This window comes from Chryseobacterium electrogenes, from assembly GCF_053553015.1.
Genome location: NZ_JBNPPB010000002.1, coordinates 2,234,352 through 2,254,417, shown reverse-complemented (window position 1 = coordinate 2,254,417; position 20,066 = coordinate 2,234,352). Strand labels below are relative to the sequence as shown.

19 protein-coding genes and 2 tRNA genes are annotated in these 20,066 nt (G+C 35.3%); 12 read left to right on the top strand and 9 right to left on the bottom strand.

Translation table 11 applies throughout. The features are described 5' to 3' along the window. Window positions 1-14 precede the first annotated feature (14 nt). From ACQQ6V_RS10380 to ACQQ6V_RS10350, 7 genes are all read left to right on the top strand, one after another. Entirely contained in the window at window positions 15-3,053 is a 3,039-nt protein-coding gene (locus ACQQ6V_RS10380) for a TAT-variant-translocated molybdopterin oxidoreductase (RefSeq protein ID WP_448845450.1), read from the top strand. 18 nt (window positions 3,054-3,071) lie between these two features. Further along, window positions 3,072-4,469, top strand: a complete 1,398-nt coding sequence (nrfD, locus tag ACQQ6V_RS10375) for an NrfD/PsrC family molybdoenzyme membrane anchor subunit (RefSeq protein WP_448845449.1) — start codon at window positions 3,072-3,074, stop codon at window positions 4,467-4,469. Then, complete coding sequence (locus ACQQ6V_RS10370) at window positions 4,456-4,977, top strand: DUF3341 domain-containing protein (RefSeq protein ID WP_448845448.1); 522 nt, start codon at window positions 4,456-4,458, stop codon at window positions 4,975-4,977. Before nrfD ends, ACQQ6V_RS10370 begins: the two co-directional genes overlap by 14 nt. Then, window positions 4,970-5,674, top strand: a complete 705-nt coding sequence (locus ACQQ6V_RS10365) for a c-type cytochrome (protein WP_448845447.1) — start codon at window positions 4,970-4,972, stop codon at window positions 5,672-5,674. The genes ACQQ6V_RS10370 and ACQQ6V_RS10365 overlap by 8 nt, the downstream gene beginning before the upstream one ends. Before the next feature lie 11 nt (window positions 5,675-5,685). After that, a complete protein-coding gene (locus ACQQ6V_RS10360) occupies window positions 5,686-7,020 on the top strand; it encodes a quinol:cytochrome C oxidoreductase (protein ID WP_448845446.1) in 1,335 nt (444 codons plus the stop codon). 84 nt (window positions 7,021-7,104) lie between these two features. After that, a complete protein-coding gene (locus ACQQ6V_RS10355; protein ID WP_448845445.1) occupies window positions 7,105-7,800 on the top strand; it encodes a ribonuclease H-like domain-containing protein in 696 nt (231 codons plus the stop codon). A 2-nt stretch (window positions 7,801-7,802) separates the two neighbouring features. Further along, window positions 7,803-8,129 (top strand): SUF system Fe-S cluster assembly protein, encoded by a 327-nt coding sequence (locus tag ACQQ6V_RS10350; protein ID WP_448845444.1) that lies wholly within the window; start codon window positions 7,803-7,805, stop codon window positions 8,127-8,129. 13 nt (window positions 8,130-8,142) lie between these two features. Here ACQQ6V_RS10350 and ACQQ6V_RS10345 read toward each other — a convergent pair whose 3' ends face one another. Then, the gene (locus ACQQ6V_RS10345; RefSeq protein WP_448845443.1) at window positions 8,143-8,547 is read right to left on the bottom strand and encodes an OsmC family protein; all 405 of its coding nucleotides are present in this window, start codon (window positions 8,545-8,547) and stop codon (window positions 8,143-8,145) included. 84 nt (window positions 8,548-8,631) lie between these two features. Beyond that, a complete protein-coding gene (locus ACQQ6V_RS10340; RefSeq protein WP_448845442.1) occupies window positions 8,632-9,480 on the bottom strand; it encodes a hydroxymethylglutaryl-CoA lyase-like TIM-barrel protein in 849 nt (282 codons plus the stop codon). Window positions 9,481-9,756: 276 nt separating this feature from the next. Here ACQQ6V_RS10340 and pepT point away from each other — a divergent pair, with 276 nt between their 5' ends. The 4 genes from pepT to ACQQ6V_RS10320 all read left to right on the top strand — a co-directional run bounded on the left by pepT (window position 9,757) and on the right by ACQQ6V_RS10320 (window position 13,413). After that, window positions 9,757-11,007 carry a peptidase T gene (pepT, locus tag ACQQ6V_RS10335; protein WP_448845441.1) on the top strand — a complete coding sequence of 417 codons (1,251 nt, stop codon included), beginning with the start codon at window positions 9,757-9,759 and terminating at the stop codon, window positions 11,005-11,007. Between the two features lie 131 nt (window positions 11,008-11,138). Then, window positions 11,139-11,558: a SufE family protein gene (locus ACQQ6V_RS10330; RefSeq protein WP_448845440.1), complete on the top strand. Its 420-nt coding sequence runs from the start codon at window positions 11,139-11,141 to the stop codon at window positions 11,556-11,558. Then, window positions 11,555-12,520, top strand: coding sequence for a glycosyltransferase family 9 protein (locus ACQQ6V_RS10325; RefSeq protein ID WP_448845439.1), 966 nt, complete (start codon window positions 11,555-11,557; stop codon window positions 12,518-12,520). Before ACQQ6V_RS10330 ends, ACQQ6V_RS10325 begins: the two co-directional genes overlap by 4 nt. After that, entirely contained in the window at window positions 12,517-13,413 is an 897-nt protein-coding gene (locus ACQQ6V_RS10320) for a glycosyltransferase family 2 protein (RefSeq protein WP_448845438.1), read from the top strand. The genes ACQQ6V_RS10325 and ACQQ6V_RS10320 overlap by 4 nt, the downstream gene beginning before the upstream one ends. A gap of 265 nt (window positions 13,414-13,678) precedes the next feature. Here ACQQ6V_RS10320 and ACQQ6V_RS10315 read toward each other — a convergent pair. The 7 genes from ACQQ6V_RS10315 to ACQQ6V_RS10285 form a co-directional block, all read right to left on the bottom strand. After that, window positions 13,679-13,753 (bottom strand) — tRNA-Val (locus ACQQ6V_RS10315). Between the two features lie 31 nt (window positions 13,754-13,784). Next, window positions 13,785-13,859, bottom strand: a tRNA-Val gene (locus tag ACQQ6V_RS10310). 49 nt (window positions 13,860-13,908) lie between these two features. After that, window positions 13,909-15,177 (bottom strand): bifunctional folylpolyglutamate synthase/dihydrofolate synthase, encoded by a 1,269-nt coding sequence (locus tag ACQQ6V_RS10305; protein WP_448845437.1) that lies wholly within the window; start codon window positions 15,175-15,177, stop codon window positions 13,909-13,911. 74 nt (window positions 15,178-15,251) lie between these two features. Further along, window positions 15,252-15,890, bottom strand: a complete 639-nt coding sequence (locus ACQQ6V_RS10300) for a hypothetical protein (RefSeq protein WP_448845436.1) — start codon at window positions 15,888-15,890, stop codon at window positions 15,252-15,254. Window position 15,891: 1 nt separating this feature from the next. Continuing rightward, window positions 15,892-16,533 (bottom strand): MotA/TolQ/ExbB proton channel family protein, encoded by a 642-nt coding sequence (locus tag ACQQ6V_RS10295; RefSeq protein ID WP_448845435.1) that lies wholly within the window; start codon window positions 16,531-16,533, stop codon window positions 15,892-15,894. Between the two features lie 60 nt (window positions 16,534-16,593). Then, window positions 16,594-17,577 (bottom strand): cell envelope integrity TolA family protein, encoded by a 984-nt coding sequence (locus tag ACQQ6V_RS10290; RefSeq protein WP_448845434.1) that lies wholly within the window; start codon window positions 17,575-17,577, stop codon window positions 16,594-16,596. Window positions 17,578-17,622: 45 nt separating this feature from the next. After that, window positions 17,623-18,081, bottom strand: coding sequence for a hypothetical protein (locus tag ACQQ6V_RS10285; RefSeq protein ID WP_448845433.1), 459 nt, complete (start codon window positions 18,079-18,081; stop codon window positions 17,623-17,625). Window positions 18,082-18,251: 170 nt separating this feature from the next. Here ACQQ6V_RS10285 and ACQQ6V_RS10280 point away from each other — a divergent pair, with 170 nt between their 5' ends. After that, window positions 18,252-20,066: a DUF885 domain-containing protein gene (locus ACQQ6V_RS10280; protein WP_448845432.1), complete on the top strand. Its 1,815-nt coding sequence runs from the start codon at window positions 18,252-18,254 to the stop codon at window positions 20,064-20,066.

The window sequence follows — 20,066 nt, the reverse complement described above, 5'->3', positions numbered from 1 at the left end:
AATTAGAAGTATCAATGGCTTCAAATAAAATACAATTCAGAAGTATTCACGAACTAAAAGACCAATCGCTTAATGCGAAGTTGGCTCAAAAGGAGTTTCAGAACGAGATTCCGGTAGATGAATTCTTAGGAGATGCTGATAAGATGAATAATTCTGGAACTTCCAGAAGAGATTTCTTAAAGCTTTTAGGTTTTTCTACAGCGGCAGTAACACTTGCAGCTTGTGAGGCGCCGGTTATTAAAACGATTCCTTATGTTGTGAAACCTCACGATATTATCCCAGGAATTCCTAATTATTACGCATCTTCATATTTCGATGGATTTGACTTTGCTAGCGTTTTAGTAAAAACTAGAGAAGGTCGTCCTATTAAAATCGAACCTAACCCAACAGCAGGTAGCTTAGGTAAAACTAATGCTAGAGCTCAGGCAAGTGTTTTGTCTCTTTATGATAATGATAAAGTGAAAAAACCAAGTCTTAATGGTACAGAAGAAGAAAACTTTGATAAAGTTGATGATTTTGTAATCAAAGGACTTACTGAAGCTCAAGCTTCTGGTAAAAAGATTGTGGTATTATCTCACACTTTACCAAGTCCAACTTTCAAAAAGTTATTTGGAGAATTTAAAGCCAAATATCCTTCAGCTGAGTTAGTGACTTACGAAGCATATCCTCATGCAGCAGCATTGGATGCAGCGGTAGAAGTTTTCGGACAAAGAGCATTGCCTGTTTATGATCTTTCTAAAACAGAATTAGTCGTTTCTTTCCGTGCAGATTTCTTAGCAGATTATAACGCAGGAAGTTTAGAAACTTCTTACGCAGAAGCTAGAAAACCAGGTGCTAATATGCTTAGACACATCCAAGTGGAGTCTAACATGTCATTAACTGGAGCTAATGCTGATACAAGAGTTAAGTTAAAACCAAGTGCTGTTAATAAATTATTGGTAGAAGTATATAATGCTGTAGTAAGCGGTAGTTCTTCTGATAAAGCAGCTAACGAGATCGCTAAAGAATTATTAGCTAAAGGCAACAAAGCTGTTGTTTTCGGTGATGGTTCTAAAGCAGCTTATGTTTTAGCACATTTAATTAATCAAAAATTAGGTTCTGTAGCTTTCACTGGTAAAGCTAACATGCTTAAAGATTTTGATAATGCAAAATATAACGAGTTATTAGCGTCTATGAATGCTGGACAAGTTGGCGTATTGATTACCAATAACGTTAACCCAATCTATTCTCATGCTAATGGTGAAGCTTTCAAAACTGCATTGTCTAAAGTAGCTTATAGCGTAGCAATTACAGATAAGAAAAACGAATTATATAAAGCTTCTAAAGCGGTTATTCCTTTTGCACACTGGTTAGAATCTTGGGGAGATATTTCTCCTGAGACAGGTTCTTACTCTTTAATGCAGCCTACTATCCAGAAGGTTTACAAATCAAGACAGATTGAAGAATCTCTTTTAGTTTGGATTAACGGAAAAGGGAGTCCAGCTAATGATTTTTATCCTTACCTTAAAGCTAATGCAGCGACACTATTAGGTGGAACTTCATTTAACAAAGCTTTATATAATGGATTTATTGCTGCTAATGTAGGATCAACACTATCTTATTCTGGTGGTAATGCATCTCAAGCAGTTTCAGAATTGAGTGCTTTTAGAGCATCAGATTTAGAATTACAATTATATCTTAATACAGCGATTGGAGATGGTACACAGGCTAATAACCCTTGGTTACAAGAATTACCTGATCCAATTACAAGATTGTCTTGGGATAACTATTTGACAATTTCTCCAAAAGATGCAGAGCGTTTCAAATTAGAAAACGATCTTAACGGAAGAATGCAGTTGGATGGTTCTATCGTTGACCTTACAGTTAATGGTAAAGAATTAAAGAATGTTCCTGTGTTTATTCAACCAGGACAGGCAGAAGGTTCTGTAGGTCTAGCTTTAGGATATGGTAAAAAAGACTCTGGTAAAGTAGCAGAGACAGGTATTAATGCTTATGGATTATTTGACGGATTCAATACAGTCGTTTCTAACGTAACATTAAAGAGTACTGGAGAAGAGCATCCATTTGCAGGTATGCAGCTTCAGAATACCTTAATGGGTCGTTATGAAATTGCTAAAGAAGTTCCTTTGGCTGATTTCATCGGAAAACCTGTTGAAGAATGGAACAAACCATTAGCAATGCATACCATTGGAGGAGAACTTCCAATAGGTAAGATTGACCTTTGGGATGCTTTTGATGATACAGATGGTCCTCACTTTAACCTATCAGTAGATCTTAACTCTTGTACTGGTTGTGGTGCTTGTGTTATTGCTTGTCAAGCTGAGAACAACGTTCCTGTTGTTGGTAAAGACGAAATCAGAATGTCTCGTGATATGTTCTGGTTAAGAATTGACCGTTACTATTCTGCTAAAGAAAAAATCGAGAATAAAGAGGCTGTAGATAGAGGATTGAATGTACCTAATTTGTACGAAATCCTTATCCAACCAAGTGAAAGTCCAGATGTGATTTTCCAACCGGTAATGTGTCAGCACTGTAACCATGCGCCTTGTGAGACTGTATGTCCTGTTGCGGCAACATCACATGGTAAGCAAGGTCAAAACCAAATGGCTTACAACAGATGTATTGGTACTAGATATTGTGCTAACAACTGTCCTTATAAAGTAAGACGTTTCAACTGGTTTACATATAACCTTAATGATAAATTTGATTTTAATCAAAATAACGATTTAGGTAGAATGGTTCTTAACCCAGATGTTGTTGTAAGAACAAGAGGGGTGATGGAAAAATGTTCTATGTGTATCCAGATGACTCAAAATGTTATTCTTGAAGCTAAAAAAGATGGTAGAAGAGTTGTTGATGGAGAATTCCAAACGGCTTGTTCTAAAGCTTGTTCTACTGGATCAATGAAATTTGGTGATATGAATGATAAGAGCTCTGAGGTGAGAACATTATTCTCGGACAAAAGAAAGTATATTTTGCTAGAAGAGATTGGTACTAAGCCAAACGTATTCTACCATACTAAAGTTAGAAATAGAAAAGAAAACAACGTTTAAATAATAAATAGGTAAAAAATGTCAGGACATTACGAAGCTCCGATAAGGGAACCTTTAATTATTGGTCATAAGACTTATCACGATATTACGGAAGATATTGCAAGACCTATCGAGGAACGTGCAGGCAAATTATGGTGGGCATCACTATACGCAGCATTAGTACTTTTCATCTACGGATTTGGTTGTATAGCTTATACAATTGGTACCGGGATAGGCGCATGGGGATTAAATAGAACCATTAACTGGGGTTGGGATATTACCAACTTCGTATGGTGGGTAGGTATCGGTCACGCTGGTACACTAATCTCTGCTGTACTATTATTATTTAGACAAAGATGGAGAATGTCTGTTAACCGTTCTGCAGAAGCGATGACGATCTTCGCAGTTTGCCAGGCTGCTATTTTCCCAGTAATCCACATGGGTAGAGTATGGGTAGGATATTGGGTTTTCCCTTTGCCTAACCAGTTTGGGTCTCTTTGGCCTAACTTTAACTCTCCTCTACTTTGGGATGTATTTGCAATTTCTACATATTTCTCAGTATCAGTAGTATTCTGGTTTATGGGACTTATTCCTGACTTTGCAATGATTAGAGATAGAGCAAAAACACCTTTCAACAAAAAGATTTATACAATTCTTGCATTTGGATGGGGTGGTAAAGCAAAACATTGGCAAAGATTCGAAGAACTATCTTTAGTTCTTGCAGGTCTAGCTACACCACTAGTATTCTCGGTACACACGACGGTATCATTTGACTTTGCAACGTCAGTAATTAAAGGATGGCACTCCACGATCTATCCTCCTTACTTCGTAGCAGGTGCAATCTTCTCAGGATTTGCAATGGTACAGACACTATTGTTAGTAGCAAGAAAAGTATGTCACTTAGAAGATTATATTACTATGTATCATATTGAGATTATGAACATTGTAATTGTTCTAACAGGTGGTATGGTAACTGTAGCTTATGGTTGTGAGTATTTTATCGCTTGGTATTCAGGATCAAGATTCGAAGATTTCGTATATCTTTCTCCAGGTGCAGCAACTGGACCTTACTGGTGGGCTTTCTGGGCATTGATTATCTGTAACCTTGTAGTGCCTGCGGCATTCTGGTTCAAGAAAGTAAGAACTAATATTTTTGCAACATTCTTTATTGCATTAATTATTAACATAGGGATGTGGTTTGAGCGTTTTGACATTATTGTAATCAACTTGTCAAGAGATTATTTACCATCATCATGGACCATGTTTATGCCAACTATTATTGATGTTGGTGTATATCTAGGTACATTTGGATTCTTCTCAGTATTGTTCTTATTGTATGCAAGAACATTCCCTGTAATCGCACAGGCTGAATTGAAATCTATTTTGAAAATTTCAGGTGAAACTTATAAAGCAAAAGAAGGAGATGAGCACCACTAAAATTATATACGGACTTTACGGCGACGACGATGATTTAATGCACGGCGTTAAAGCCTTCAACGATAAAGGGATCAAAATTCACGAAGTTTATACGCCCTTCCCAGTACACGGTCTAGATAAAGCTTTAGGTCTTAAGAAAACAAGAATTTCTGATGCCGCTTTCTTCTATGCTCTTTATGGAGTTTCTATTGGTGCATTAACAACGTACTATATGATGAATCATGATTGGCCTCAGAATATTGGTGGTAAGCCATCATTTGATTGGGGACATAACATGCCTGCATTTGTAGTACCAATGTTTGAGTTGATGGTTTTCTGTGCAGCACACTTAATGTCTCTAACTTATTTAGTTAGAAATAAAATGTATCCAGGTGCAGCACCTCAGAATCCTGACCCAAGAACAACAGATGATAAGTTCTTAATGGAATTTATCACAGACGATGTAGAAACAGTTAAACAAGTTTTAATTGATACAGGTGTTGAAGAAATAACTGTTAAAGATGCTTAAGATGAACAAGAATATTTTAAAAATTACAGCAGTCCTTGGATTAGCAACTGTTCTATTGAATTCTTGCAGTAAAGAAAATCCACCATTAGTATATTTCCCAGATATGTACTTCCCGGTGGCTTATGATCCATTGATGAAGGCAGAAGATGCTTATTCTAAACATGAAAACGAAATTCCTTTGTTTGTTGCCAATAATGGTGCAACGGGTCTTATTCCTGTTTCAGGAACAGTATCTCAAAACAAAGATGGCGTTATTGATGAAGAAGGAGCTCCTAAAAATATGGACGAATATAACGCAGGTTATGAGGCATCCAAGTCCAATACTGTTTCTCCTCTTAAACCTGAAAATCTTCAAAAAGATTTAGAAAGAGGGAAAATATTATTTGACCATACATGTGCAGCGTGTCACGGTGTAGGTGGAGATGGACAAGGACCAATTGTACAAAGCGGTGCTTATTCTGGTGTTCCTAATTATAAAGATAGAGAGGTTACAATTGGATCTGTACATTATGTATTGACTAACGGTAGAAATGCCATGGGATCTTATGCAGGACAATTAAATCCTGGAGACCGTTGGAGAGTTGCTCTATATGTTATGAATGCTTTTAAAGCTTCTGGTGCTACTCCAGCTACAGCAGCAGAGCCAGCTAAAGAAGATAAAGCTTCAACAGAAAATAATACTAACACTAAAAAATAAATAGTAAGAACATGTATAGTTTTTCCCCTAAGTTAAGATTATATTCCATTATACTGATTGTTGTAGGATTAGTGTTATTTGGTATTGGTTTCGGTCTCAACAAAAGTTTAGACGAAACAACAATAAGCCATTGGATGGAAGCCGTACATTCTGGCGGCCATGAGACTCCTTCTCACTCTAGTGAGTTAGTTGGACCTCAAGATCATGCAGCTCACCTAGAGCATGCAACGATGCAAGTTCATAATCAGCCATTGGCTGCTTTACATATTGCAGCTGTATTCCTTTTTGGAGTAAGTTGCGCAGCATTGTTTTTCTATAGCATACAACATGCAGCTCATGCAGGTTGGTCTATAATTGTGACAAGAGTAATGGAGGCTGTTGCTTCTTTCATCCCATATGGTGGTGCTATTCTTATCATTATTGTTTTGTTAAATGCTTTTCATGCAGGACATTTATTCCATTGGATGGATGGTAGCTTGACAGATCCAGAATCTGTAAACTTTGATGTTATTTTATACGAAAAGAAATTATTCCTTAATATTCCTTTCTATATCATAAGAACTTTTATCTACGTAATTGGAGCTTCTTTCTTTGTATGGAAAATTAAGAAAGTATCTAAGAATGTTGATGATAAAAAAGGAGACAGAAAAGCTTATGCTAACTTATACAATTGGAGTGTTGGTTATATCGCATTCTTTGGATTTGCTTCAGCTGCTTGGGCTTGGGACTGGTTAATGTCTATTGATCCTCACTGGTATTCTACATTGTACATTTGGTATTCTATGGTAAGCTGTTTATCAACTGCTGTTGCTATGATTATCTTAGTGAGTGTTTATTTAAAGAAAAAAGGTGTTTATCCTCAATTTAATGATAACCACTTGCATGATCTAGGTAAGTTTTTATTTGCAACAAGTATGCTTTGGTCTTACCTTTGGTTCTGTCAGTTTATGCTATATTGGTATGCTAACGTACCAGAAGAGGTTAATTACTTCTTTGGAAGATTTGAATATTATTCTCCAACATTCTTACCAATGTTAATTCTTAATTTCATAATTCCATTATTTGCATTAGTAAGTAGTAGAATTAAGAGAAATTACAAAATGGTAACAACTATTGCTGTTGTTGTAATTTTAGGACACTGGTTAGATTATTTTAATATGGTAATGCCAGGTACAGTTGGACCTTATTGGAATAACTTGCCAACATTATTACTAACAGTTGGTTCTTTTGCTGCTGTTATGGGATTATTTGTATTTGTAACGATGACAGCATTAACTAAGCTGAAGTTAATACCAACAGGTAACCCTTACCTTCATGAATCTGAAATTTACGAATATCCTTTCTAAGCATATCGTTAATTATAATATTGAAACCCGGCAATTTGTCGGGTTTCTTTTTTATCTTTATTTTATAATTAAAAACACATTGCTATGATACAGAATATTCCTATTAATAAAATTCTTTTTTTAGATATAGAAACAGTACCGCAAGCCGAAGATTGGTCTCATCTAGATGAACAAACGCAATACCTTTGGGATAAGAAAACCAAAAATCAACGGAAAGATGATGTGACAGCAGAAGGGTTTTTTGTAGACAGAGGCGGGATTATGGCAGAATTTGGAAAGATTATTTGTATCTCTATTGGGATGTTAGAAAAGAATAACGAGCTTAAAATTAAATCCTTTTATGGAGACAATGAGAAAGATTTACTGTTGGAGTTCTGTGAGATATTTAATACCCCAAGATTACGAGATGTGATATTATGTGCACATAATGGTAAAGAATTTGACTTTCCGTATATCGCAAGACGCTTGTTGATTAATGGCATTCAGCCACCTGTTATTTTTCAAATGTTTGGGAAAAAGCCTTGGGAGATTCCACATCTTGATACCTTAGAGTTATGGAAATTTGGGGATTGGAAATCTTTTGCATCATTAGAATTATTAGCTCATATATTTGATGTACCGACACCTAAGGACGATATAGATGGCTCTCAAGTTGCATCAGTTTATTATCAAGATAAAGACTTATTAAGAATAGTTAAATATTGTGAAAAAGATGTCTTAACTTTGTGCAATGTTTTCAGACGGATGCGTCAAGAAGATATTATTAAAAGATTTGATTAAAAATGAATTATACAGACGACCAAATAGCGGATATTGGAGAAGAGATTATTAAAGAACTTAAAACTATTTTTGATCCAGAAATCCCGGTTGATATTTATGAGTTAGGGCTAGTGTACGATGTACAGATTTCTGATGAAGGAGATGTCATGGTACTTATGACGTTAACATCTCCTAATTGTCCTGTGGCAGAGACTTTGCCAGTAGAGGTAGAAGATAAAGTACGTGGTGTAGAGGGTGTAAAATCTGCCAAAATAGAGCTAACCTTCGAGCCGACTTGGACGAAGGAAATGATGAGCGAAGAAGCAAAATTCGAGTTAGGAATGCTTTAAGATTAGCCGTTTTTTAATCTGCATATTCAAAAAGAACCATCTTTTTAATATCAGGATGAAGGCTAAGATATACCGGAGAGTTGGCTGCAGTTTCTTCAATAAATAGGCGGTCTTCTTCGGTATATTTTTTTGGAAATTTTACAACAGCAAAGATTTCACCAATTCTTCGTGGATTAAAGTACATCGTTTTCTTAAGCTCGCAAGTTGCACCAATAATGTCAATACCGCGAGTCTCACCTTGTATGGCGATATTAGCAAACATACTTTGTGCAAAAGATGTTGCAAAGAGATCTGTTGGTGAGAAGTTTTCTCTTTTGTTATAATTATCAGCAGGGATTACAAGGTCCATCTCATTGCCTGAGTCTAAGTGAACAGAATGTATCTTGTACTCTCCTAAATAAGTAGTTTTTGAAGTCATAGTTTTTTGGTTTTTAATGTTTTACTAAAGTTACTCAAAAAACCAATTCATCAATACTAATAATTAATTATTTTTTTATTCTCTTTAAAAATGAAAAATATCTTTGGCTCTGTTATAAGCACTTTCAAAATTGAGTAGGTTCTGTCTAATATCAATTTTCTCGGATGACATAAAATTGAAAACCTGTTCTGTAGGCATATTTCCTACTAGATCATCTTTTGCCATAGGACATCCACCAATACCTTTTATCGCACTATCAAACCTTCTGCAGCCTTCGTCATAAGCCGCTTTCAGTTTTTTGTAAGAATCCTCGTAACGGTTATGTAAGTGCGCCCCAAATTTTATGTTGGGATATTTAGCTGGGATTTTATTAAAAAGCAAACTTATTTTCTCCACATCTCCAACACCTGTCGTATCAGAAAGTAAAACATTTTCTATACCAACCTCAGAGAATCTTTGCGCCCAGAAATCTACATCTTCCCACTTCCAGTTTTCGCCATAAGGATTCCCAAAAGCCATCGAGAAGTACAGGTTAAGTTGTTTATTTTCTGCTTTTGTTAAGGCATTCATTTTCACAATTTCTTCAAAAGCATCTTCTCTACTTTTATTAGTATTACGATGCTGGAAGGTTTCTGATATAGAAAAAGGAAACCCAACAATATCCACATTATCATGCTTCAGTGCTTTCTCTGCACCACGATAATTAGCAACAATTACAGAGATTTTAGTATTAGACAGAGACTTATCAATCTCATCTACTACCGTTCCAGAATCTGCCATCTGTGGGATCGTCCTAGGACTTACAAAGCTTGCACAATCTAACACATCAAAACCCACTTCCATTAGAGCATTAATGTAATCTATTTTTTTATCCGTTGGGATCATCTCTCCCCAACCTTGCATGGCATCACGTGGACATTCTGTTAGAAACATGTTTTTCTTTTTACGTTTTATTTAATTTGGGCGTGCCCTTCAGTTTCGTTTTAGGACTCAACTTCAGGTCGCGCTATCCGTTACAATCTTTCGCCCCTTGGCTTATCCATAGCTTGCAAAAGGATTTTCACTGCTATCGCTCACGCAGACAATTCGACTGTTTATAACGCTCGCTTCGCTCGCGTTACTTAAGTTTTCTATAGACCAATAAAAGCCCAGAAAGCATTTGTCATTAATTGCATAAATATATAACTTTGCCCTAATATACCAAAAAAGATGACAACAATAGATTTTAACAAAGAATGGAGAGAAAAACTTCTTAACCGATTCATCACTTATGTCAAAATATATTCTACCAGCGACCCAGAAAGTGAGACTACACCGTCCACACCACAACAATGGGACATGGCAAAATTACTTTTCCAAGAGTTGCAGACCTTAGGTCTAGAAGATGTTACGATGAATGAGCACGGTTATGTTTTTGGATTTATTCCGTCCAATATAGATACCAAGGTTCCTCAAGTTGGATTTATTGCACATTATGATAGCACGCCAGATTTTAATGGTATTGGCGTTAATCCTCAGATTTGGGAAAATTACGATGGATCTAATCTATTGCTGAACAAAGAGACGGGATTTACTCTATCTTCAGAAAAATTTACAGATCTTAAAAAATATATCGGTCAGACCATTATCACAACAGATGGTACGACACTTCTAAGTGCAGACGATAAAGCGGGCGTTGCAGAAATTGTAACGGCAGCAGAATTCTTATTAGCACATCCAGAGATAAAACATGGTAGAATTTCTATCGGTTTTAACCCAGATGAAGAAATTGGTCGTGGCGCACATAAATTTGATGTAGAAAAATTTGGTGCAGAATGGGCTTATACCATGGATGGTGGAGAAATAGGAGAGTTGGAGTATGAGAACTTTAATGCAGCTGGCGCAGTGATTAATATCCATGGCTTGTCTGTGCATCCTGGTTATTCTTTCGGGAAAATGCTTAATGCAGGATTGGTTGCAGCAGAATTTATACAATCGCTTCCTGCTAACGAAACGCCAGCTACAACTAGAGGATTTGATGGGTTTTTCCATTTGACAGACTTTAAAGGGGATGTTTCTGATGCTAAATTGCAATATATTATCAGAGATCATGATGATGCAAAATTCGAGGCTAGAAAGCAATTGATGCAAGAAAAAGTAGATGCTATCAATGCAAAATACGGCGAGAATACTGCAGACTTAGAAATTAAAGCGCAGTATCTTAACATGAAAAAACAATTCGAAGGGAAAATGCATATTATCGACATTGCAGAGCAAGCAATGAAGGATGCTGGTATAGAACCGAAAATTAGAGCAATCCGTGGTGGGACAGATGGTGCACAGCTATCTTATATGGGATTACCTTGTCCTAACATTTTTGCGGGTGGACATAATTTCCATGGTCCGTATGAATTTGTACCTTTAGAAAATATGGAAGCAGCGATTAAAGTGATTGTTAATATCGCTCAATCTGTAAAATAAAAGACTCTCATAGCCCCGATAGTAGCGGTTACCCCGCAATATGCGGTGGCAACGGTGGGGCATGAGGAGTAGAAGCGGATAGCGGGAATTGCTCCAAAAAAATATATATTAAGTCATAAAATTAATTGAGGATGACTATTAAGGAAAAACAAAATGAGTTGATAGAAGAGTTTTCTTTTCTGGATGATTGGGAGCAGAAATATGAGTATATCATAGACCTAGGCAAAGAACTGAAAGGGATCTCCGAGGATAAAAAAATAGACGAAAACTTGATTAGAGGTTGCCAGTCTAAAGTATGGATTGATGCTCGTTTTGAGGAAGGGAAATTGTTTTTTGATGCAGATTCTGATGGGATTTTGCCAAAGGGAATTGTTGCATTATTAGTCCAAATATATAGTGGACATGGGACGCAAGAGATTTTGGATTCTGATTTTGACTTTATAGGAGATATTGGATTGCAGGAGTTCTTGTCGCCTTCTCGCGCTAATGGATTAATGGCAATGACCAAGCAGATTAAGTTTTACGCTGTAGCTTATCAATTAAAAAAGTGAAAAGAATATTAGCATATCGTTTTTCTGCTTTTGGAGATGTTGCGATGACAGTTCCTGTGTTTCGAGAATTTTTGGAACAAAATAAGGATGTGGAAGTTGTTTTTGTAAGCCGGAAAAACTTTAAAGATTTGTTTGATGATGTTCCTAATCTTAAGTTTCACGGAATTAATTTTGACGATTACAAAGGAATTCTCGGTATCAGAAGATTAGCCAAAGAACTTTTAAAAACGTATAAGCCAGATTATGTTGCAGATTTTCATGACGTAATTAGAACCAAGATGATAGATTCTATCTTCAAAAGGCATGGTCAGAAAGTTTATAAAATTAATAAAGGAAAAGAAGATAAGGAAGCCTTAACCAACATCTGGAATCTCGATAAAAAGCAATTAAAACGTACCGTAGAACGTTACGCAGATATTCTTAGAAGTATGGGTTTTTCTGTAAAGTTATCGCAAAAATTACGTACCACAGATACTCCAAAATCAGGCATTGGCTTTGCCCCTTTTGCACAGCATAAAGGGAAATTAATGCCTCATGATAAGTCCTATGAATTGATTAAAGTTCTTGCAAAGCACCATAAGATTTATTTTTTTGGTGGCGGTAAAGAAGAATCTGAAATACTTCTAAAATGGGAAACCGAAATCCCTAATACTTACAGTCTTGCAGGAAAATTAAGTCTTAAAGAAGAATTGAAACATATTTCTGATTTAGAATTAATGATTTCTATGGATTCTGCCAATATGCACCTTGCGAGTTTGGTCGGGACGAGATGTATATCTGTCTGGGGAGAGACGCATCATTTTGCTGGATTTTTGGGTTATGGACAGTCTTTAGATGATATTGTACATGTTAAAGATTTAAGTTGTAGACCATGTTCGGTTTTTGGTGACAAAGAGTGTTTTAGAGGTGATTATGCATGCCTCGAAGAACTGAATATTCAGCATATTATTGATAAGATATGAAACTGTCTATCTGTATTCCTATTTATAATTTTGATGTAAGGCAATTGGTTGGCGACTTGGCACATCAAATGTCTAATCTTCCTTATGATATAGAAATTGTTCTGATTGATGATGGATCAACAAATGATTTTAATATTTTGAATCAACAAATTGAGTCTAAAGTGGCTCAATTTGTTTTTTTACCGAAGAATATAGGTAGAAGTAAAATCAGGAATCTTTTTCTAGATTATGCTACCGGCGATTATTTTTTGTTTTTGGATTGTGATGGGAAACTGTTAACAGATGATTTTCTTAAAAGCTATATAGAATCAATAATTAAGGTTAATCCAGATGTTATCTATGGTGGTCGTGTTGTTGCTAAAGAAAAACCTTCTGATGATTATTTATTACGATGGAATTTTTCTCAACAACGCGAGAATCTTCCATTAAAGAAAAGATTATTTGTGCCATATCTTAGTTTCCAAACTAATAATTTCGTTGTCAAGAAATATATTTTTAAACAGTTTCAATTCAATGAAAATCTTAATCAATATGGTTATGAGGATTTGTTGTTTGCGATGGATCTAAAACAAGCTCATATCCCTATTTTCCATCTCGATAACCCAATCTTGAATGATGATGTAGAAACTAATGTTATTTTCATCGAAAAGTCTAGACAAGCTGCAGAAAGTCTTTCTAAAATTTTATCCGATAAAAACTCGTCATTTAAGGTTAATGATTTAAAATTAAGTAGAGCTTATCTATTCCTGAAGAAATATAAATTGATTTTTATATTCAGATTGTTTTTTAATATGATGCAAGGCTTAATCGTTAAGCAATTAAAAAGAGGAGATGTAAGTCTTAGGTATCTTGATATCTTTAAGCTAGGTACTCTTATTAACTCTTTGCGATAGACTTTAATCTTAATTCCTATATTTTCTCAACTTTTCCTTCTTAGTCTTTTTTTTGTATTTAATTTCCTTATTTGTTGAGAAACTGAGACTGTCTTTTCAATAAAAAATGAAGGTAACCTAAAAGTATGCCTATTATTTCAAAATTGAGGCTAAAAAGCAATATTTTCAATTTGAATGAATTAATTCAAAATCTCTGTCAACTACTATAAACACTAGGGAAGTATAAAGCAAAAAAAATCCTAAGACTAATCTTAGGATTTCTGGGTGGGCCCTGAGGGATTCGAACCCCCGACCCTCTCGGTGTAAACGAGATGCTCTGAACCAACTGAGCTAAGAGCCCGAAATTTTTTAAAGGATTTTCGAACCTTTTGTGGGCCCTGAGGGATTCGAACCCCCGACCCTCTCGGTGTAAACGAGATGCTCTGAACCAACTGAGCTAAGAGCCCTTACTTAGAGAAATATGTTTCTCCGTTTAGAGTGGTGCAAAGATACGATTTATCTTTTATTATCCAAATTTTTTTCTAAAAAATCTCCCACTACAAAGTTACTTCCACCAATAAAAATCATTTCTTCTTTTGTACAATATTGTTTTGCAGAGAGATAGCCTTCTTGTACACTGTCAAAAATTTTATAAAAAATTTTCGAAATTTTTAGTAGATCTTCGTATTCATGAGGATGGCGACCTCTTTCTATGTTTGGTTTAACAAAATAGTAGCTCGCATTACCAGGTAAAATTTGTAATACTTCATCTATTTTTTTATCATTAACAAAGCCTAGAACTATATGTTTATGCTCTGGTAATTGTTTTAGTTGGTCAAAAACCATTGATAATCCAGCGTGATTGTGTCCAGTATCGCAAATTGTTAAAGGCATGTCAGAGAAAACAAACCAACGACCTATAAACCCTGTGTTTTTATGGACGTTTAATAATCCATTTATAATTGCATTGTTATCAATGATAAAGCCTTGTTTTCTGAGAGCTTCGATTAGGCTGATGACAACTTTTATATTATTTTTTTGATAATTACCTTTGAGGTCAGAATCGTAAGACTGCGAAAGTAGAGTAGCATCTATAAAAAGAGCATTAAGCTCTTTTGCCCGATCTTCTATGATATTTTTAACAATCGGATTATTATCTCCGTTAATGATTGGGATGTTATTTTTGATAATTCCTGCTTTTTCAAAAGCAATTTCTTCAATCGTATTACCGAGAATATTCTGGTGATCTAACGCAATATTGGTAATCGCTGTAACTAATGGCGAAATAATATTGGTAGCGTCTAATCTACCGCCCAATCCAACTTCTATGATGGCAATGTCTACCTTTTCCCTTGCGAAATATTCAAAAGCCATTATGGTTGTGAATTCAAAAAAAGAAGGCTGAATGTCTTCAGGGATATTCTGAAGTTTCAAGATCATATCGTAAACAAATTGTTGGTCACAATTTTTACCATTAACCTTTATTCTTTCTGTAAAATCTATGAGGTGTGGAGAGTTGTATAAACCAATTTTGTAGCCAGATTCTTGTAAAACCGAAGCTAGCATATTGCTTGTAGAGCCTTTGCCATTGGTACCACCAATATGAATGCATTTTAGCTTTTCTTGAGGATTTCCAAAATGAGCACACAATTTCGTGATGTTTTGCAAGCCTGGCTTGTAAGCAGATTGTCCGTCTCGTTGATAATTAGGAATCTGAGCAAAAAGCCAATCTATAGCTTCTTTATAGTTGCTTTCTGAGAAGTTTTCGGGGGATTTGAAGTTCATATCATCAATTATCTATTGCAAAAATAAATGCTATTATTTTTACAATATTTATTTTAACAAAGTTTAATATGATTCTAGAACTTTATGGTATAAGTTCCTTTAGAATTGGTTGTTGATTTTTTGGCTTTAACATATTGTTTTAGCCAGATTACAGCCGCAGTTATGGTGCATTTGTCATTAATGCCGCTGCTTCTTCCTGCAGAGGTTACGATGCCGTTTTTGTCAACCATAAAGGACATGACCAATTCTCCTTTTGTGGTACAATTGTGAGAAGGTAATTTTCCTGCTTTTCCCATCGTTCCGGGTATAAAAGCGATTAAATTTCGGTCTTTGCCAATGGTTGTTATTTTTTCTTTTTCGTCTTGTTTAGCTTCATTTTTTGCTAGTTCTTCAGCTTTTTTCTTATCGATTTTTGGCGTTTCTTTTTCGATAATTTCTTTTTCTGGTTTGGTTTCAGAAACAGCAATTTTTTCCTTTTTAACAGTATCGATAGGGATTACTGTAGCTTCGGGAATGTAAATGTCGGGTTTTGATAAACTATCTTGTTCTTCAATAATTTCTTCTTTTAGTAAAACATTGTCCGTGGTAAAGTAATCTTCTTGTTTAAAAGAATATGAAAATGCAAAATATGCCATCGCTAGCAGAAGGAAAAATGCAAAATAAACCGTAATCGGAACTTTGGAAAGTGCTTTAGTTTTTCGACGAAATTCCATTTTACGATGGTTTATTGATGATGTCTAAAAATTCGTTAGAATGGTATTGGATTTTCATCAACATATAATCTACTTTGGCTACTAGATAGTTGTGGAAAATATAGGCGAAAAAACCAATAAAAAGACCAACAGCAGCTGGTGATAGTGCTTTGTAGAATTGAGCTGCCAAGATCTGTTGTGTTTCTGTATTAGATGATCCTGCTAGCCCTGAGAAGATACTCCCAAAAGCAATAACGCTCCCGAAGATCCCTAATATTGGGGCAATGCCAGAAATGGTTGCCAGATAATTAATGTTTTTTTCAGCTTTGTTTAGTTCTATTTGAGCTTGAGTTTCCATTGCGTTAGAGATTTCGCTAATGGGACGCCCCAATCTGTACAATCCTTTTTCTATACTTCTTGCCTCCGGAGAGTTATCTCTTCTACAGAAGTCTATGGCTGCTTGTACACGAGTCTCGCTTAAGAGATCATTAATGTTTTTTAAAAGATAAGGATCTACGCGGTTTTCTCTATTGAGTTTTAAAAATTTTTCTACAAAAAAATATAATGCTGTTAATCCTAGAAAAATTAATAAAATAACGATAATAGTGCCTGTTAATCCACTACCGAAAAGAAATTCCAAAAAAGAAATACCTTGTTTTGCCATAATTTTGATCTGAAAAATATTTATGATTCAAATTTAATGAATCTGTATTGGGAAAAAAAATTAGAATACGATTTTATACGTGCCTTTAGAAGAAACTTTAGCTTTTTCTGCTTTAACATATTGTTTTACCCATTGGATTGCTGTGGATGATACGCAAGGATCTGATATACCAGATGATCTATTGGCAGATACGACATTTCCGGCTTTGTCAACAGTATAACTAATACTGATACTACCTGATGCTTCACAGTTTTGTTTTGGTTGTGCGCCACCTCGTCCCATTGTTCCAGGGATAAAGCCAACTAGCTTTCTATCAATTCCGATTTTGCTGTCGCCATCGCTGTCACCGCCAACAGGATCGCCATAATTTCCTGCTCCCGTGCCTGTGCCTTGTGATCCAGAATTGGTGCCACGTCCTTTTAGTAAGTTTCCAATAGCTGCATTGCCACGTCCGTCACCCGTTGCACCTTCTTTTTTGATATTTCCTTTAGCAATAGTCTTGGATTCTGTTTTTTTATCACTTGTAGAAGTGGATGTTGTTTTAGCTTTTTCTACTTTTTTAGCTGTAGCAACTTTGGTTTCGCTTCTTGTTGGTGTAGGAACAACATTGTCAGGAATTGGTTTCTCAATAACGTCCTTAGTGATTTTTGGTAATTCTATAGGAGGTTCTTCTTTGACGATTTTTTCTTCTATTAATGGCGCTGGGCTTCCTTCTTCTGCTTTTGGTTCTTCAATGCCTTTCCCATTGGTATTATCTCCGAAGTTAATCAACATATTGGAGACATCCAATTCTACCATGTCTTCTTTAACATTCGTTTTTTTAGTCGCTAAAGTTTTAGATGAAACAAAAAAGAAGAAAAATAGAATAGTACATATTGACACGCCTATTAAGAATGCTTTGGTTAAAGTATTATCGTAATGCTTCCGGAATGCATAAGCGCCGTAAGCTTTGTGTCTGTCTTCAAAAATTATGTCGTCTAAATCCTGATACATATATCTATCTGCTAATATTATATAAAAGCCTATCTGTACGTTACAAATCACTTTTATAACGTATAGATAGGTTTTATAGTATTTGGTTAAATTAGATTAATCTTCTACCTCAATGTCATCATGCTTAAAGTGACATTTTAGTTTGAAAACAATTGGCTCATCGGACCCTGTATAAAAGTCGCTGATCTCGCCTGTCCAAAATAATTGTAAGTTTTGATCTTCGTCTAGGTTAAATTTCAGATCATTTTGATAAAGAAAAGCGTCTTCGTCATCATAAAGATCAACTTCTGTATAGCTCTCGTCGTCGTTATCCTCTATCGTGAAACTTTGGTTCTGAAGTTCATCAGAATTAATCGGGAAATCCGAAATTTTAAAAGAAAGCTGTGGGAAATTGTACTGTAATGAGTCGTCATCTACATGGTCTAGAGAATCATCGGTTATAATTTCTACTTCCAAAATATTCTGTGCATTAATATAGACCGCTTTGCAATAAGTGTTTCGGATGTGGTACTTAAGTGTTTCATCCGGATGATAAATTTTTAATAGCCCTTTCATTGTAAGGTTAACAAGTTGTTATAATTATTTGGTTTTAATTGTCTGAAAACAAAGATAAAAAATAGATTTATTTTGAGGGGATTTTGTTTTAAAAATTTTATTATCATTTGTTTTAATCATATTTAGCTCATAATTAATTAATTTTGTTAGCGATATAACAACCATTTGATATGAAATATTCTATACCCAAAGTTTTTTTACTGTTTATTTTAACTATTTCTTTATTTTCTTGTAAGAAAGAAGATGCGCCGGTTAATAAAAATGCAAAAGAAGTTGTTTCTCAAAGCGTTGATATTGATAGTCTTGCTCATAATTATTATGAACAGTATCTTAGATTTTATCCTTTAGAAGCTACATCTCAGGGAGATACCAGATATAATGATCAGTTACCAATTAATATAAGTAAGGCTTTTATTTCTGAAGAGATTGCATTTTATGATTCTGTCCAAAAAGAGCTTAAACAGGTAGATTATGATAATCTGACGGATGATAAAAAAGTAATTTATGATGTTTTGGATTACACACTTAAGGATAAACAAGAGCATTATGCTTATCATCCAGAATATATTCCGTTTACGCAGTTTTCTGGTTTGCCGCTGGATTTTCCATTGTTGGGAAGCGGGCAGGGAAGTCAACCTTTTGCCACCGAAAAAGATTATGAAAATTGGGCAAGGCGTATGGATCAATTCCCAATTTGGATAGATGCTGCGATTGCTAATTTTAGAGAAGGAATGGCTGCTGGTGTTGTATTACCTAAGTCTTTGGTCATTAAAATGATTCCTCAGATGGATGCCGAAGAAATAGTATCTTTAGACTTTAACAAGAATATTTTTTATGGACCGATAAAGAATTTACCTAAAGATTTTAAACCTGTAATTGCTAACAAATACACTAAATTATATCAAGATGCTATAAAAAGTAAAATTGTGCCTGCATATACCAAGATGCACTATTTTTTATTGAAAGAATATTTGCCTAAGTCTAGATTAACAGATGGTTACAATGCTTTGCCAGAAGGTGCTAATGCCTATAATTTTTATGTTAAAAGTTGGACAACTACTAATAAATCACCAGACGAAATCCACAAAACAGGACTTGCAGAAGTTGCCAGAATAAGATCCGAAATGGAAAAAGTGCAAAAGAAAGTCGGCTTTAAAGGTTCTTTAGATGAGTTTTTAACCCATGTCAAAAATGACCCAAAAGCTATGCCTTATTCAACGTCAAAAGAAATTTTGGACGGATTTCAATCGATTTTGACTAAAATAACACCAAAGCTGGAAACGATGTTTAATGTAACACCAAAAACGCCGTTCGAGATTCGTCAAACCGAAAAATTTAGAGAAGCCAGCGCAAGCGCAGAGTATATGCAAGGTACGCCAGATGGCAAGCGTCCTGGGATTTTTTACATTCCGATTCCTGATCCTAAGAAATTTAATGTGACGTCTGGCATGGAGTCTCTTTTCTTGCACGAAGCCATACCTGGGCATCATTACCAAGTGTCGCTTCAACAAGAAAATACTAAGCTTCCTAAGTTTATGAGATTTGGTTGGTTAGGTGCTTATGGCGAAGGTTGGGCGCTGTATTGCGAGTCTTTAGGTTCAGAATTTGGTTTATATACAGATCCTTATCAGAAGCTTGGTTCATTAAGTGATGAGATGTTGCGCGCGGTGAGATTAGTGATTGATACAGGACTCCATACCGGAACAATGACGAGGGAAGAAGCGATAAAATATTTCTTAAGCAATGTTGCTTATGATGAAGCTGGAGCAACCGCTGAGGTAGAGCGTTATATGGCGATGCCTGGGCAAGCATTAAGTTATAAAACTGGTGCGATGAAAATTAGAGAACTCAGAAATTTATATCAAAAGCAATTAGGAAAGAAGTTTAATCTTGCTAATTTCCATGATGAAGTTTTGAGTCAAGGTTGTTTACCACTTGACGTTTTAGATCGAAAAATGAAACTTTGGGCTAAAAATCAAAAGTAA

Excerpts from the sequence above, each read along its gene's own strand:
- ACQQ6V_RS10355 (WP_448845445.1), top strand. The coding sequence starts at position 7,105 with ATGATACAGAATATTCCTATTAATAAAATTCTTTTTTTAGATATAGAA.
- ACQQ6V_RS10330 (WP_448845440.1), top strand. The coding sequence starts at position 11,139 with ATGACTATTAAGGAAAAACAAAATGAGTTGATAGAAGAGTTTTCTTTT.
- ACQQ6V_RS10320 (WP_448845438.1), top strand. The coding sequence starts at position 12,517 with ATGAAACTGTCTATCTGTATTCCTATTTATAATTTTGATGTAAGGCAA.
- ACQQ6V_RS10295 (WP_448845435.1), bottom strand. The coding sequence starts at position 16,533 with ATGGCAAAACAAGGTATTTCTTTTTTGGAATTTCTTTTCGGTAGTGGA.
- ACQQ6V_RS10370 (WP_448845448.1), top strand. The coding sequence starts at position 4,456 with ATGAGCACCACTAAAATTATATACGGACTTTACGGCGACGACGATGAT.
- ACQQ6V_RS10300 (WP_448845436.1), bottom strand. The coding sequence starts at position 15,890 with ATGGAATTTCGTCGAAAAACTAAAGCACTTTCCAAAGTTCCGATTACG.
- pepT (WP_448845441.1), top strand. The coding sequence starts at position 9,757 with ATGACAACAATAGATTTTAACAAAGAATGGAGAGAAAAACTTCTTAAC.
- ACQQ6V_RS10365 (WP_448845447.1), top strand. The coding sequence starts at position 4,970 with ATGCTTAAGATGAACAAGAATATTTTAAAAATTACAGCAGTCCTTGGA.
- ACQQ6V_RS10340 (WP_448845442.1), bottom strand. The coding sequence starts at position 9,480 with ATGTTTCTAACAGAATGTCCACGTGATGCCATGCAAGGTTGGGGAGAG.
- ACQQ6V_RS10350 (WP_448845444.1), top strand. The coding sequence starts at position 7,803 with ATGAATTATACAGACGACCAAATAGCGGATATTGGAGAAGAGATTATT.
- nrfD (WP_448845449.1), top strand. The coding sequence starts at position 3,072 with ATGTCAGGACATTACGAAGCTCCGATAAGGGAACCTTTAATTATTGGT.
- ACQQ6V_RS10345 (WP_448845443.1), bottom strand. The coding sequence starts at position 8,547 with ATGACTTCAAAAACTACTTATTTAGGAGAGTACAAGATACATTCTGTT.
- ACQQ6V_RS10360 (WP_448845446.1), top strand. The coding sequence starts at position 5,686 with ATGTATAGTTTTTCCCCTAAGTTAAGATTATATTCCATTATACTGATT.
- ACQQ6V_RS10280 (WP_448845432.1), top strand. The coding sequence starts at position 18,252 with ATGAAATATTCTATACCCAAAGTTTTTTTACTGTTTATTTTAACTATT.
- ACQQ6V_RS10380 (WP_448845450.1), top strand. The coding sequence starts at position 15 with ATGGCTTCAAATAAAATACAATTCAGAAGTATTCACGAACTAAAAGAC.
- ACQQ6V_RS10285 (WP_448845433.1), bottom strand. The coding sequence starts at position 18,081 with ATGAAAGGGCTATTAAAAATTTATCATCCGGATGAAACACTTAAGTAC.
- ACQQ6V_RS10305 (WP_448845437.1), bottom strand. The coding sequence starts at position 15,177 with ATGAACTTCAAATCCCCCGAAAACTTCTCAGAAAGCAACTATAAAGAA.